Annotated in this window: 10 protein-coding genes; 5 read left to right on the forward strand and 5 right to left on the reverse strand. The window is 60.7% G+C overall.

Going from position 1 to position 14,177, the window contains the following annotated elements:
• The first annotated feature begins 71 nt into the window (after positions 1-71).
• The 4 genes from PSH80_RS01240 to PSH80_RS01255 all read left to right on the forward strand — a co-directional run bounded on the left by PSH80_RS01240 (position 72) and on the right by PSH80_RS01255 (position 5,639).
• Positions 72-2,981: an aminotransferase gene (locus PSH80_RS01240; RefSeq protein WP_305418870.1), complete on the forward strand. Its 2,910-nt coding sequence runs from the start codon at positions 72-74 to the stop codon at positions 2,979-2,981.
• Positions 2,982-3,192: 211 nt separating this feature from the next.
• On the forward strand, positions 3,193-4,071 hold the full coding sequence (gene aguB / locus PSH80_RS01245; RefSeq protein ID WP_057437091.1) for an N-carbamoylputrescine amidase: 879 nt from the start codon (positions 3,193-3,195) through the stop codon (positions 4,069-4,071).
• Between the two features lie 5 nt (positions 4,072-4,076).
• Positions 4,077-5,183 (forward strand): agmatine deiminase, encoded by a 1,107-nt coding sequence (aguA, locus tag PSH80_RS01250; RefSeq protein ID WP_057437092.1) that lies wholly within the window; start codon positions 4,077-4,079, stop codon positions 5,181-5,183.
• Between the two features lie 243 nt (positions 5,184-5,426).
• The gene (locus PSH80_RS01255; protein ID WP_057958013.1) at positions 5,427-5,639 is read left to right on the forward strand and encodes a hypothetical protein; all 213 of its coding nucleotides are present in this window, start codon (positions 5,427-5,429) and stop codon (positions 5,637-5,639) included.
• Positions 5,640-5,825: 186 nt separating this feature from the next.
• Here PSH80_RS01255 and PSH80_RS01260 read toward each other — a convergent pair whose 3' ends face one another.
• Positions 5,826-7,892 (reverse strand): TonB-dependent siderophore receptor, encoded by a 2,067-nt coding sequence (locus PSH80_RS01260; RefSeq protein ID WP_305418872.1) that lies wholly within the window; start codon positions 7,890-7,892, stop codon positions 5,826-5,828.
• A 460-nt stretch (positions 7,893-8,352) separates the two neighbouring features.
• Between PSH80_RS01260 and PSH80_RS01265 the strand changes: the two genes are divergently transcribed.
• The gene (locus tag PSH80_RS01265) at positions 8,353-9,648 is read left to right on the forward strand and encodes an OprD family porin (protein WP_057958017.1); all 1,296 of its coding nucleotides are present in this window, start codon (positions 8,353-8,355) and stop codon (positions 9,646-9,648) included.
• Between the two features lie 75 nt (positions 9,649-9,723).
• On the opposite strand, the gene PSH80_RS01270 is transcribed toward PSH80_RS01265, so the two are convergent.
• The 4 genes from PSH80_RS01270 to PSH80_RS01285 all read right to left on the reverse strand — a co-directional run bounded on the left by PSH80_RS01270 (position 9,724) and on the right by PSH80_RS01285 (position 14,066).
• Positions 9,724-11,289 (reverse strand): M48 family metallopeptidase, encoded by a 1,566-nt coding sequence (locus PSH80_RS01270; protein WP_216312182.1) that lies wholly within the window; start codon positions 11,287-11,289, stop codon positions 9,724-9,726.
• Positions 11,290-11,301: 12 nt separating this feature from the next.
• Positions 11,302-11,667 (reverse strand): hypothetical protein, encoded by a 366-nt coding sequence (locus PSH80_RS01275; protein ID WP_057437096.1) that lies wholly within the window; start codon positions 11,665-11,667, stop codon positions 11,302-11,304.
• Positions 11,668-11,704: 37 nt separating this feature from the next.
• Positions 11,705-13,051, reverse strand: coding sequence for a CHASE2 domain-containing protein (locus PSH80_RS01280; protein WP_057958019.1), 1,347 nt, complete (start codon positions 13,049-13,051; stop codon positions 11,705-11,707).
• 136 nt (positions 13,052-13,187) lie between these two features.
• Positions 13,188-14,066, reverse strand: a complete 879-nt coding sequence (locus PSH80_RS01285) for an EamA family transporter (RefSeq protein WP_305418876.1) — start codon at positions 14,064-14,066, stop codon at positions 13,188-13,190.
• Positions 14,067-14,177: the final 111 nt, after the last annotated feature.

Below are 14,177 nucleotides of genomic sequence, written 5' to 3' on the forward strand. Positions count from 1 at the left end.
GGGCTAGGGTTGCATTCGACCTATTAACAATGGCGATATAAGCGCCGGACAAAAAAACCAGGGGCCGTCACATGTTGCTCGATACATTGATCCACCGCGCCAGTTTGCCGTGCCCTCAAGTCGGGCCGGAGCAAGCCTTGCAGTTGCTTGAGCAACATTACGGCCTCAGTGGCACGCTGCAGTCCCTGGGCAGCCAGCAAGACCTCAATTACCGGGTCGACAGTGACCGGGGCCGCTTCGTCCTGAAAATCTGCCGTGGCGAGTATGCCGCCGTCGAGCTGCACGCCCAGCACGCCGCTCTGGCGCACCTGCAGGCACATGCGGCGGTTCGGGTGCCCACGGTCATCAGTACCCTTGATGGCGAGCAACTGCTGAGCCTGACGGTGGCCGGGCAGGCGGTGCACCTGCGGTTGCTGGACTATATCGACGGCCAGCCGCTGACCCACCTGCCGCACCTGGGCCGTGAGCTGATCGCCGGGTTTGGCCAGCTGTGCGGGCAGATGAGCCGGGCATTGGCCGGCTTCGCCCATGAGGGCCTGGAGCGCACCCTGCAGTGGGACCCGCGCCACGCCCTGGAACTGATCCGTCATTTACTCTCGACACTCGACAACCTGCCCCAGCGTGCGGCCCTGGAACAGGTCGCCGCCCAGGTCGAGCAGCGCCTGCGCCCCCTGGCCGAGCAATTGCCGTGGCAGGCGGTGCATATGGATATCACCGATGACAACGTGGTGTGGCAGCGGGATGCCGAGCGGCATTGGCAGGTGCAGGGCGTTATCGACTTCGGTGATTTGGTGCATACCTGGCGGATTGCTGATTTGTCGGTGACCTGCGCCGCGTTATTGCACCACGCCGACGGCGACCCGTTTGCGATCCTGCCGGCGATCCAGGCCTGTCACGCGTTGACCCCTTTGCAACCCCAGGAATTGCAGGCGTTGTGGCCGCTGATTGTGGCCCGTGCGGCGGTTCTAGTCCTGAGCAGCGAACAGCAGCAGCGCCTGGACCCAGATAACTCTTACCTGTTGAAGAATGCCGAGCACGAGTGGGAAATTTTCCACGTTGCCACCTCGGTGCCGTTTGAATTGATGGAGGCGGCGATCCAGGCGTGCGTCGGTGCAACCCCCAAACCAGTGGCCAGCGAAGGCTTTGCCCCGCTGCTGCCGGGCCTGGTGGGGCGCGAGTTCGCGCTGATCGACCTGGGTGTACTCAGTGAACATTTCGAAGCCGGAAACTGGGAAACCCCTGGCATCGACCAACATCTATTGCAGCAGGCTGCAACGGTCCACGGCTTGGCGGCCAGTCGTTATGGCCAGTATCGCTTGTCCCGCACGCGTCCGGACTGCGCGAGCGAACCGCACACGTTCGCCCTGCACGTCGAACTGTATGTGCCCCAGGGCAGCGTCGTAGAGGCGCCGTTCGCCGGCATCCTGCGCAGCACTGCCGATGGCGTATTAAGTCTGCATAGCGCGCAACTGAATGTACGGCTACAGGGCCTGAAAAATGCCTTGCAACCCGGTGCCGCGGTGCTCAAAGGCCAGGTACTGGGGGAGGCGGGCGGGGCATTGACCGTGCAACTGTGCCGGGTTGACCTTGATCCGCCATTGTTCTGCACGCCGTCCCGCGCTGCGGCCTGGCAGGCGTTGTGCCCATCGCCGGCGACGCTGCTGGGCCTGGCCTGTGACGCCGAGCCGGAGTTGGATCCAGAAGCCTTGCTGGCCCGGCGCGACGCCAGCTTCGCCCGCTCGCAGAAGCACTATTACGTCGACCCGCCGCGCATCGAGCGTGGCTGGCGCAATCATCTGATCGACATGCAGGGCCGCTCGTACCTGGACATGCTCAACAATGTCGCGGTACTGGGCCACGGCCATCCGCGCATGGCCCAGGTGGCGGCGCGGCAGTGGTCGCTGCTCAACACCAACTCACGCTTTCATTACGCCGCAATTGCCGAGTTTTCCGAGCGTCTGCTGGCGCTGGCGCCCGAGTCCATGGACCGCGTGTTCCTGGTCAACAGTGGCACCGAAGCCAACGACCTGGCGATCCGCCTGGCCTGGGCCTACAGCGGCGGGCGCGACATGCTCAGTGTGCTGGAGGCCTATCACGGCTGGTCGGTGGCGGCCGATGCGGTGTCCACCTCGATCGCCGACAACCCCCAGGCCCTGAGCAGCCGGCCCGACTGGGTGCACCCCGTGACCGCGCCCAATACCTATCGCGGCGAATTCCGTGGCCCGGACACTGCGCCGGATTACGTGCGCAGCGTTGAGCACAACCTGGCGAAAATCGCCGCCAGCCAGCGCCAGTTGGCGGGCTTTATCTGCGAGCCGGTGTATGGCAATGCCGGTGGCATCGCCCTGCCACCGGGCTATTTGCAGCAGGTGTATGCCCTGGTGCGCGCCCAGGGTGGTGTGTGTATCGCCGATGAAGTGCAGGTCGGCTATGGGCGCATGGGCCATTTCTTCTGGGGCTTTGAAGAGCAGGGCGTGGTGCCGGACATCATCACCATGGCCAAGGGCATGGGTAACGGCCAGCCCCTCGGTGCGGTGATTACCCGCCGGGAAATCGCCGAAGCGCTGGAGGCCGAAGGGTACTTCTTCTCGTCCTCCGGCGGCAGCCCGGTCAGTTGCCAGATTGGTCTGGCGGTGCTGGATGTGATGGAGCAAGAAAAGCTCTGGGAAAACGCCCAGGTGGTCGGCGGGCACTTCAAGGCGCGGCTCGAGGCGCTGATCGAGCGCCATCCGCTGGTGGGGGCGGTGCATGGCTCGGGCTTTTATCTGGGGCTGGAGTTGGTGCGGGACCGGCAGACTCTGGAGCCGGCGACGCAAGAAACCGCCAAGCTGTGTGATCGCTTGCGTGAGCTGGGGATTTTTATGCAGCCGACCGGGGACTATTTGAACATCCTCAAGATCAAGCCGCCGATGGTCACGTCTAAACGCAGTGTGGATTTCTTTGTCGACATGTTGTCGAAGGTGCTGGATGAAGGGTTGTAACCCCCTTCAATAAATTGAAATGCTCCCACAGTTGATTGGGGTTTCACTTTTAAAGCCGATTGTTATCGGTATTATTTTGAGTTTTTTAGATAGTCGGATGTTTGCGCGCTTTAAAAGCCGATTTTTATCCGCTATAAAGTCGCGCAGCATTCCCCTTTCTGTCATCGGCCCTGGTTATCCTGGCCGCTGACCACCGCCCAGGAGATGATTCATGAGCCGTATCGTTACCGTCGCCGCTACCCAGATGGCTTGTTCCTGGGACCTTGAAGCCAATATCGAGACCGCTGAAAAGCTGGTCCGTGAGGCCGCCGCCAAAGGCGCGCAGATCATCCTGATCCAGGAACTGTTCGAAAGCCCGTACTTCTGCCAGAAGCCGAACCCGGACTATCTGCAACTGGCGACCTCGGTTGACGACAACGTGGCCATCAAGCACTTCCAGAAAATCGCCAAGGAACTGCAAGTGGTGCTGCCGATCAGCTTCTTCGAACTGGCTGGCCGTGCGCGTTTCAACAGCATCGCGATCATCGACGCCGACGGCTCCAACCTCGGGATTTATCGTAAAAGCCACATCCCGGATGGCCCTGGCTACCACGAAAAGTACTACTTCAACCCGGGTGATACCGGCTTCAAAGTGTGGAACACCCGCTACGCGAAGATCGGCGTGGGCATCTGCTGGGACCAGTGGTTCCCGGAATGCGCCCGCAGCATGGCGCTGCAAGGTGCAGAGATCCTGTTCTACCCGACCGCCATCGGCAGCGAGCCACACGACAAGACCATTTCGTCCCGCGACCACTGGCAGCGCGTGCAACAAGGCCATGCCGGCGCCAACCTGATGCCGCTGATCGCCAGTAACCGCATCGGCAACGAAGAGCAGGACGGCTACGACATTACCTTCTACGGCTCGTCGTTCATTGCCAACCAGTTCGGCGAAAAAGTCGAAGAGCTCAACGAAACCGCAGAAGGCATCCTGGTGCACAGTTTCGACCTCGATGAGCTGGAGCACATCCGCAGCGCGTGGGGCTCGTTCCGTGATCGCCGGCCGAACCTGTACGGCGCGCTCAAGACCCTCGACGGTTCCCTGGAGTCCTGATCGCCATGACCACTTTGCACAGCACGCCTCGCGCTGACGGCTTTTATATGCCAGCCGAGTGGGCGCCCCAGACCCAGGCCTGGATGATCTGGCCCGAGCGCCCCGACAACTGGCGCCTGGGCGGCAAGCCGGCGCAGGCGGCCCATGCGGCAGTGGCCAAGGCCATTGCGCGTTTTGAACCGGTGACGGTTGCGGTCTCCGCCGGCCAGTACGAAAACGCCCGGGCGCGCCTGGATGTGCCGAATATCCGAGTGGTGGAGATGTCCAGCGACGATGCGTGGGTACGCGACAGCGGGCCGACCTTCGTGATCAATGACCAGGGCGAAGTGCGTGGCGTGAACTGGGATTTCAACGCCTGGGGCGGGTTTGACGGTGGCTTGTATGCGCCGTGGAACCGCGATTCCCAGGTGGGCGGCAAGATCCTTGAGATCGAGCGCAGCCCGCGTTATCGCACCGAGGGTTTTGTGCTGGAGGGCGGTTCGATCCACGTTGATGGTGAAGGCACGCTGATCACCACCGAGGAATGCCTGCTTAATCGTAATCGCAACCCGCACCTGGGCCGCGAAGAGATCGAAGCGGTCCTCAGCGCCAACCTGGCTGTGGATAAGATCATCTGGCTGCCCGACGGTCTGTTCAACGACGAAACCGACGGCCATGTGGATAACTTCTGCTGCTACGTGCGCCCGGGCGAAGTATTGCTGGCCTGGACCGACGACCCGCAAGACCCGAACTATGCGCGCTGCCATGCCGCCATGGACGTGCTGCAAAACAGCACAGACGCCAAGGGCCGCGCGTTTATCGTACATAAAATGCCGATCCCGGGGCCGTTGTACGCCACTGAGGAAGAGTGCGCCGGTGTTGATCCGGTGGACGGTTCCCAGGAGCGTAATCCGACCGTGCGTTTGGCTGGTTCCTACGTCAACTTTCTGATCGTCAACGGCGGCATCATCGCGCCGAGTTTTGATGACCCGCTGGACAGTCGCGCCGAGGAAATCCTTCAGGGTCTGTTCCCGCAACATGAAGTGGTGATGGTGCCAGGTCGTGAACTGTTACTGGGGGGCGGCAATATCCACTGTCTGACCCAACAACAGCCCGCGCCGCACAAAAACTGAGTGCACTTGTAACAGGCGATTTCGCCGTACGACGGCTGATCGCCAGCCACTGCACTGGGCAATAACAGCAAGCCCACGGCCCATTGGGGCCGTGGGCTTTTTTGTGTGTGCAAGCCCGTAAATCGGGCTTATTGGCATAGCTCTTGTATCGGCGTTGTGACAGTGATCGGGGTTTGTGACTGCACAGTTCTGTCATAAACCTTGAGTAAGTTAGCCGCTCAAGCAGTAGGAGAGAGCGCTGAAATGAACGCCGATATCAACCTGGTCTATACACGCGCGCCCCACCCCCTGGCAGTTCGGGGCGAAGCGATTCACGCGCTGGCACTCTGGTTGAAGGAAAACGGCTCGCGCCGGATCCGGCAGGCTGATCCACGCAGGGTGATGAGTGAGCGCTACCCGCTGGGGTTGTTCAGTGAGGATGAGGTGCAAGTGCTATGCGAATTGATCCGCAACTGACTGCCACTGATCTGCAAGTGTGGGAGCGGGCTTGCCCTAATGCCAGTCAGTTAAGCGCAGATCCCCTGTGGGAGCGGGCTTGCTCGCGAAAGCAGTGGGTCAGTCAACATCAATGTTGGCTGGGCCGACGTCTTCGCGGCGATGCGGCGATCCGACAAGCCCGCTCCCCCATGAGCCGCATGTGGCTTAGAAGTTGTACGTCCCCGTTACCACCAGGCTGCGCGGCTCACCAAACTGGATCTGGTTGGCGCTGGTCGCCGACGCGTAGTACGTCTTGTCGCTGATGTTATTGAGCGCCGCCTTCACATCCCAGTCCTTGTGCCGGAACCCGGCCAGGGCGTCCCAGCGGCCATAGCCCGGCAACACCACGGTGTTGGCGTTATCGGCATAACGATCACCCACCAGGGTCAGGCCGGTTTCGGCGTACCAGCCCATTTCCGGTTTCCAGGTAACGAACAGGCTGGCGTTGCGCTTGGCCACGTCGCTGATGCGTTTGCCTTCAAAGCCATTGTTGTCTTTCACCACTTTGGCATCCTGTACGCCGATGCCGCCGCGTACATACCAGTTGCCGACGATTTTGCCGGTGGTGGTCAGCTCGATACCACGGGAACGCTGGATTCCGCTGAGCAGGGTGATCAGTGGCTTCTCTGGGTCGCGGGTGCGGCGGTTGTAGAGCTCCAGTTCATACACGGCGAGGGTGGTGCTCAAGCGGTCGTCGAGCCAGTCGCTCTTGACCCCGATTTCCTTTTGCTTGGTCAGCTCGGGGCTCAGGTCATTGGTATTGTCCGTCGCATTCGGGGTGATGCCGATCAGGCCGCCGCCGGTGGGGGAAAACGTCTTGCTCCATGACGCGTAGAACGAATGGTTCTCCACCGGCGTCCACACCACGCCCAGCCGTGGGCTGGTGTTGTGGCTGTCGACCTTTTTGCGCAGGTTGATGATTTTATTGGTGGTGTCCACTTCAAAACGGTCGTAGCGCAAACCCGCGAGCAACTGCCACTGATCGTTCAGGCGCAGTTGGTCCTGCACATACAGGCCTTGGCTTTCGACCTCGGTGTGGTTGTTGCTCGAGATCGTCATCGGCCCGGTATGGCTCAGGTGGCGGTTGGGGTGGTTCAGATCCAGCGCCGGGACGCCCTGGCCACTGTACAACTTCGGATCACGGCGCTGGCTGCCCAGCTCCACGCCGGTCAGCAGGCGGTGTTCCAGGCCAAAGGTATTGAAGCCACCTTCGAGTTCGACGTTATTGAATACGTTGCGCGTCGTCAGGTCTTGCTGCCAGCGCTGGCGCCCGACCATGTTGGTCACGGGGTTGTAGCCGGTCAGGTAGGTGTTGTCGAAGTCACTGTCGAGCTTGAACACGCCCAGGGTGTGGCGCAGTTGCCAGCTGTCGTTGAGTTCATAGGCGAGCTTGGAGCGCAGGGATTGGGTGGTGTCGTCGATATAGTCCCGTGGGTCGCCGTAGGTGGTGTCGCGGCTCACATCGGCCGGGCGCCCGCGCACGCCGGGGATGCCACGGTCCGGGGTGCGGTCGTAGCGGCTGTATTCGTATTGCACCAGCCAGTTCAGTTGCGGGGTCAGTTGCCAGCTTATCGACGGCGCGAACAGTTTGCGGTTGCCGCTGATGCCGTCGCGGAAGCTGTCGGTGTCCTCGTTGCCCATGTTCAGGCGCAGGCTGATGTTCTCGGTCGGGTCAGCGCTCAAGTCGGTGTACAGACTGCGCAGCCCGTTCGTGCCGCCTTGGGCCTCGAGGCTGGAAGCACGCCCGGCCTGGGGCATTTTGCTGACGCGGTTGACGATCCCGCCCTGGCCACCACGGCCGTACAACACGGCGGCGGGGCCCTTGAGCACGTCGATGCGTTCGATGTTGTGCAGGTCGCGTACGTACTGGCTGTCGTCGCGGATGCCATCGAGGTAGAAGTCGTTGCTGGCATCGAAGCCACGGATGCGCAAACTGTCGAAGCGCGTGTCGGCGCCGCTGCTGACGTTGGGGATGCCACTCAGGGCCTGGCCCAGATCGTTGGTGCCGTAGGCGCGCAGGTTCTCGGTCTTTACCGAGTCGATCGCCTGGGGCGCGTAGCGCACCGGCGTGCTTGTGCGCGTGGCGGTGTTGGTGTCTTTGACGCGCGGGTCGTCCTCGTCAGCTTCGGCGCTGATGGAGGTGGCGGGCAGTGTGGTCGCGGCGCAGGCAAATCCGGCGCACAGCAGTGCGGAAAGCCCAAGGGTTATGGGCGTCAGGCGAGAGGCAGGCATCTAGGGGCGTATCCGTAAGAAGGAGGAAGAAAACGCGCGAATGATAATGCTTGCTATTTGCGCGCGTTAATCATTCCTCGACCTTCCACGAAAACAAATGTTTCAAGATGTGTTTTTTATAGAATTTTACGCCGCAGGGGAAAATGCGTTACCCACCAGCGGCTTATTCAGGCGATGAATTGGCCGAGCGTATATATCGCGTAAATAATGGCTAAATAATATCGCTTAGACTTTTTTTGCCTAAATACAGACGATTCACTAAATTGACATGCGGCTGAGGGCGCGGATAGGATTCGCCTCAACGCCTGTGGCTAACCGCCATGACTTCCCTATAAAAAAAGGCCCGCGGCATATTCGGTCGTCCGCGGGCCTTTTTTTATCCGGGGAAAGTTGATACCAAAAAAGCCAAATGGAGCCAGGTGTCACAGCGCGTACTCAACCAGTAATAAGGAATAAGAAAATGTTGAATAAACGGATGGGTCTGATTGCTCTGGGGATTTTGAGCGCTACTCAGGCAATGGCAAACGACCAGGAGCAATCCAAAGGCTTCGTGGAAGACAGCCACCTGAACATCGCGGCGCGTAATGCGTATATCAGCCGCGATTACAAAGACGGCGGTAAAGATAAAGCTGAATGGGGCCAAGGCTTTATCGGTAAGTTTGAGTCCGGCTTCACCCAAGGCACCGTCGGTGTGGGTGTGGACGTGATCGGCCAATACGCCATCCGTCTGGACGGTGGTAAAGGTCGCAGCGGCGCTGGTGGCATCAACTTCTTCAAGCAAGGCGACAGCGGCGCAGCACCACACGACCTGGCCAAGGGCGGCGCAGCCGTCAAGGCACGCATCTCCAGCACCGTACTGAAGTACGGTGACCAGATGCCAGCCGTGCCGGTCCTGCAGTACGACAACTCCCGTCTGTTGTCGGAAACCTACACCGGTACCTCGATCGTTTCCAAAGAGATCAAGGGTCTGGAGCTGCAAGGCGGTTACTTCACCAAGGAAGCCCAAAAAGGCGCCGAAGGCACCGACAGCGGCAACCTGAAAAACATCGCCTACCTGGGCGGTAGCTACAAATTCACCGAAAGCCTGTCGGCCGCGCTGTACGCATCCGACATGGAAGACGTGCTGAAGAAGCAATACGTCAACGTCAACTACGTGCTGGCCCTGCCGCAAGAGCAGTCCCTGACGTTTGACTTCAACGGCTACAAGACCAAGCTGGACAAGAGCTTCGCCCAGCTGACTCAAGGTGATGCCGACGCTCGCGACAATAAAATCTGGAGTTTGGGCGCCACTTGGGCCTTCGGTCCGCACAGCCTGACCCTGGCACACCAGCGCAGCACCGGTGACACCGGCTACATGTACGGCGGCTACCGTAACAACACCAAGGGTAGTGGTATCGGCGACGGTGGTAACACCATCCTGCTGGCCAACTCCTTCTGGTCTGACTTCAACGGTAAAGACGAGCGCTCCTGGCAGGTCGGCTACGGCATTGACTTCACCACCTTTGGCGTACCGGGCCTGAGCTACAACATCGCTTACGTGCGCGGCACCAACATCGACGACGGTAGCAACCGTGGCGATGGCACCGAGCGTGAAATCTTCAACCAGTTCAAGTACGTGGTACAGAGCGGCCCGGCTAAAGACCTGAGCCTGCGTGCCCGTGCCTCCTGGTTGCGTGTTTCGACCAACGCCAACAACTACAACGTTGGTGGTAACGAAATCCGTCTGTTCGCCGACTACCCGATCAACGTGTTCTAAGATCGTGCGTCGTGCCTGATACCAGGCAATAAAAAACCCCGACGTGTCGGGGTTTTTTTATGGCTGCCTGAAACCTTACGCCTTGACCTGCGCCAACTTCTGGCAGTTGGCCTTGCGTGTCGGGTACTGCCCGCATTTGCGCAGTACGCTTTGCACCTGTTGGGTGTTCTGCAGTTGCTGATTGGCCAGCAGCTTCTCGGTGATAAACAACTCTTCCGAACCCAAGTGGCGCTCGGCTGTGTCGATCATGGCCAGCGCGGCCTTGCCATCGCCGCGCTTGAGGTAGTAGCTGATCATCAAGTCATAGGTCGAAGGCCCGGCCAGGGACCAGTCCTTGATCGCCTGCAATTGCTGGAGCGCCTCGGCGTTTTTGCCCTGGGCCAGGCGCACGGCGTAGGCGGTGCGGCGGATGTTTGGCTGGTCCTTGACCGGTGAACTCAAGGCGCGCCGGATAAACGCATCGGCTTCGGGCACCTTGTTTTTTGCCAGGGCAGCGGTGGCGGCGTAGGCGTCCTTGTAACCCTGCATGGCCTTGGCCACAGGGGCGGCGTCACGCACCTTCGGCCAGTTCGTGGTGTTGACCCGGGCGCGGCGCTCCTTGCGGTACTCGCGTTGCAGGTACTGGCGCAGCTCGGTGTCACGGTCGATGGCGGACATGTGGGAGCGGTTGAAGTAATCGGTGGTGGCGGTGATGGTATGGGTCAGGCCGTCCTTGACCAGCACGTCCAGCTCCTTGGTAAAGCGGTCGAGGTTGAACTGCTGCAATGAGTCTTGCATCGCGTCCTTGCGGGCGGTGAGAAAGCCCGTCAGCAATGGTTTCTGCTTGCCCTGGAAATCATTCAGGCGCTCCAGGCTGTGGGTGGCCGCACGGGGCGCGTAGCCGGCCCGGATCATCAGGTCGGTGCCGAGCAGATCGGCCTGGTCTTCCTGGCTGCGGCCCCACGCAGTGCTCCACACGTTGTCGGAAAAACTGTTGGCCAGCGAGGTATACAACACGGTATTGCCGATGGTTTTTTGCGTGCCGGCCGGGTCTTTGCTGAACAGTTTCATGGTGCCCGAACTGCGGTCCACCCCGGTGTTGGCCGCCACGGTTGCCAGGGCCACTGTGGACGCCACGGTGGTGAACATATCCTTCTGCTGCTGGAAGGCAGCGGCGCGGTCATGGTGATGCAACAGCACATGGCTCATTTCGTGGCCGAGCATGGCGGCGATTTCATCTTCACTGCCGACGTTCTCCAGCATGCCCAGGGGCACGAAGATATTGCCGTACGGGTCCGCCGACGGCCCGAAGCTGTAGCTGTCGGTGATCTTCACCTGCAACAGCGGCAACTGCCCCGGCCAGCCCTTGGACAGGCGCGTGACGATGCCCTGCAAGTACACCTGCAGCATCGGGATATCCACCAGGTTCTGCTGGCGTGCCTCGGCGGCAGGTACGGTGCGGCCGTCGTAGCTCAAGCGCTGCTGGCCCGCGCGCTGCGGGTCGAGCCTGTAGTACTGGCGCACGTCGGCGTTATCCACATAGTGGCCTTCGACGCGCGACTGCGTCGATGGCCCCACCAGGTTCATAAACGCCTGGTCTGCCCCCTTCAAGGTGGCGCAGCCGCTGAGCAATGCACTGGCCAGCAATAGATATCCCTTCACCGCGATACTCCCTTATTGATTGCAGCCGGCACCGTAGCCGAGGGTGGACTTGTTGTTACTGTCCTTGGCCAGGCTTTGGGGCATGAGCTGGCACGGCAGCTCGGTGACGTGGAAGGGCGGCTCGATGCGCAGGTCCCCGGTATCCAGCCAGACTTTCTGCCCAGCCAGTTCCACCTGGACCAGCTCCAGTTCCTTGTTGAGTTTCAACACCTGAACGGGTTGCTTGGGGGTGTCTTTGCGGGCGATTTCCCGCTGCAGCTTGCCCTGCTCGTCCACCACCTCCACCGGGTCGGCCAGGAACTCCTTGATGACGTGGGTTTCGGCCAGTACGCCCTGGCTGTAGAGCGCGGCGAGTAACACGATGAGGATTCTGTTCATCCTTGGTTTCCTTGAGTGAGACGACATGGCGGCACCCTCAGCGGCCACGGTCGAAGAAAGCTTCGATCCGCTCGCTGAACAGCGCCAATGACAGCAAAACAATACCCAGCACGTTGACCAGGGTGATGTGGTTCAGATACAGCACCCAGCACACCGCCAGCAGCACCAGCATCACCAGCCCCCACGACGGGTAGGGCGAGGTGAAGAAGCGGGTTTCGTGATCCCGCCAGCGAGTCCAGGTTTGCAAACCGGCCAGGCGCCGTGCATGCAGGGCCTTGAGCACGATAATCAGCGCCAGCAGCCCAAGCTCCAGGACGTCTACCCAGTGCAGGTTCAACCTCGGGAAATTGGCCGGCTCGCGGTCGTAATCCATGCCCTTGTTGATCAGGTTGTCCAGAGCCATGGCATGCAGGTAAACCCCGGGGATCAGGCCATGCACGGGCGACTGCACCAGGTCGCCGGTGGAGGTGATACTGGCCCCGACCATCACCAGTCGGTCGCGCAGCAACCCGGCCACCAACGCCTGGTCTTCCGGCGAGCTGACCTCCAGGTCGCTGGCCGACAGGGTCAGGCTATACGGGCAACGGGCCTGGGCGGAGTCGTCGAGTTTCCAGAACACCGCCTGGAACAATTGCGCCACCCCATCCAGCACAAAGTTGCGCGGTGGTGCGCAGTGCCGGATATCCGCGATCTGCGCCTGCTGCGGCGCCAGCTTCAAGCCCCACTGCACGGCGATCGGCTGTAGCTGTGCAGCGGCTTCAGCATCCCGCGGCAGTTGGTCGGCACACGGCTGGCCCTTGCAGAACTGGCGGTACAGCGCCAGGGCCGGGGTTTCCATTACCCCCAGCGCGGTCGGCATCGCCAAGGGGTACTTGTCGTCCACACCGTCCCAGACCACCAGCCCTGGCTGGCTGAACGCGGCAAATTGCTCAAGGGTATTGGCCTGCCCATTCTCGCCCCGTGTCACCCCGGTGTTGGCCAGCAGCAACGGAATGCCCCGGCGCTGATAGCGCTCGAACACATTCGCCAACAACTGGCTGCCCCGCGTCGGGTCGCCCAGGGAGTGATCGTGGCTGTACAGCAAATCCACAAACACCGCCTTGGGCTTGTAGGCCAGCAAGCGCTTGAACAACTTGCTCTGCTCGCTATACGGCATCGGCCATGAGGTGTTGTTGCGCATCAGGTAGGCGTCGTCGATCAACACCACGGTGATATGTTGCTGGCCGGTGCTCGGGTAATTGCTGGAGAACATCCGGTTGAGCCACTGGGCGGATGCCTTGTCACTGGAACTGGCCAGGCCGAAGGGGTCGAGCACCGCCAGCAACACGATAAAAAACGCGAGCAAATAGCGACGACGATTAAAAAGCGGCGGGTTCTTCGACATCCATGTCTCGATAAAAAACGGCGGGTGCTGTTGGGGGCAGGGTTCCCGCAGCGAATGCATGGGTTTTAAAGGACGGGGAGGGGGGTGTCAATTAGAAATATGGCTAAGTGCCATCTTGCGCGCGTCGCCCTTGGCATCAAGCGGCAGATGACGTCCTCGCTGGGCGCGATTTCACCAGCCCCACTGCCAAGGCCGACAAAATCAGCGCAATCGAGATTCCCTCGTTGAGATCGACCCGATGCCCCAGCAACAGCATGGAGCCGGTGACGCCAAACACCGGGATCAGCAACGACAACGGCGCCACTTTGGAGACCGGGTACTCGCGCAGCAGCAGGTTCCAGCCCCAGTAACAAAAGTGCGTGGCCGCGTACACCTGGAACAACAGCGAGAACACCGTCAACCACTCCATATGGGTGACCAGCGCAGTGAACGGCGCCGATCCATGGGCCAGCCACGTCAGCAGCAACAACGGCAGCGGCGGGAACAGACTGGCCCACACCACAAAGGCAAACATCTCGCGCACTTTTGATTGCTTGATGATGACGTTGCCCACACTCCAACTGAACGCACTTACCAGCAACAGGCCATAACCCAGGGTTGTCGCCTCGCCCGGACTGCTGGCGATAATACCGACCAGTCCTACAGCCGCCAGCCCCACCCCGAGGATCTGGCCGACGCTCAGTTGCTCGCGAAACAACAACACCCCCCAAACCAGGGTAAAAAACGCACTGAACTGGATCAACAAGGCTGCCGTACCTGGCGGTACACCCCATTCAATCCCCAGGTTGATCAAGGCCCACATTGCCACCCCGAAAATCAGCCCGTAGGCCACCAACCACTTCATGGCAATGGCCGGGCGCCGCACAAAAAACACCCACGGCAACGCCGCCAACGTAAAGCGCAGCGCAGTCAGCAACAACGGATCAACCCCCGCCAGCCCCAACTTGGTAATCGGAAAATTCAGCCCCCAGACAGCCGTCACCAACACGGCCAGGGCCAGATGCTTCTTTTGCATGGTGTTCTGATTCCACAAAGCAGCGCCGGCACCTGTGTGCGCCAGCCAAGGCGCAACTATGCGCAATAGGCGCGATGGCTCGCTTGCACTATCAGGTCATAAATCATTAAA

The sequence above is a fragment of the Pseudomonas sp. FP818 genome (assembly GCF_030687335.1).
Lineage (GTDB): Bacteria > Pseudomonadota > Gammaproteobacteria > Pseudomonadales > Pseudomonadaceae > Aquipseudomonas > Aquipseudomonas shahriarae.

What these genes read in the sequence shown, in the direction of transcription:
- aguB (WP_057437091.1), top strand. Translation starts at nt 3,193, where the DNA reads ATGAGCCGTATCGTTACCGTCGCCGCTACCCAGATGGCTTGTTCCTGG.
- PSH80_RS01260 (WP_305418872.1), bottom strand. Translation starts at nt 7,892, where the DNA reads ATGCCTGCCTCTCGCCTGACGCCCATAACCCTTGGGCTTTCCGCACTG.
- PSH80_RS01285 (WP_305418876.1), bottom strand. Translation starts at nt 14,066, where the DNA reads ATGCAAAAGAAGCATCTGGCCCTGGCCGTGTTGGTGACGGCTGTCTGG.
- PSH80_RS01240 (WP_305418870.1), top strand. Translation starts at nt 72, where the DNA reads ATGTTGCTCGATACATTGATCCACCGCGCCAGTTTGCCGTGCCCTCAA.
- PSH80_RS01265 (WP_057958017.1), top strand. Translation starts at nt 8,353, where the DNA reads ATGTTGAATAAACGGATGGGTCTGATTGCTCTGGGGATTTTGAGCGCT.
- aguA (WP_057437092.1), top strand. Translation starts at nt 4,077, where the DNA reads ATGACCACTTTGCACAGCACGCCTCGCGCTGACGGCTTTTATATGCCA.
- PSH80_RS01280 (WP_057958019.1), bottom strand. Translation starts at nt 13,051, where the DNA reads ATGTCGAAGAACCCGCCGCTTTTTAATCGTCGTCGCTATTTGCTCGCG.
- PSH80_RS01255 (WP_057958013.1), top strand. Translation starts at nt 5,427, where the DNA reads ATGAACGCCGATATCAACCTGGTCTATACACGCGCGCCCCACCCCCTG.
- PSH80_RS01275 (WP_057437096.1), bottom strand. Translation starts at nt 11,667, where the DNA reads ATGAACAGAATCCTCATCGTGTTACTCGCCGCGCTCTACAGCCAGGGC.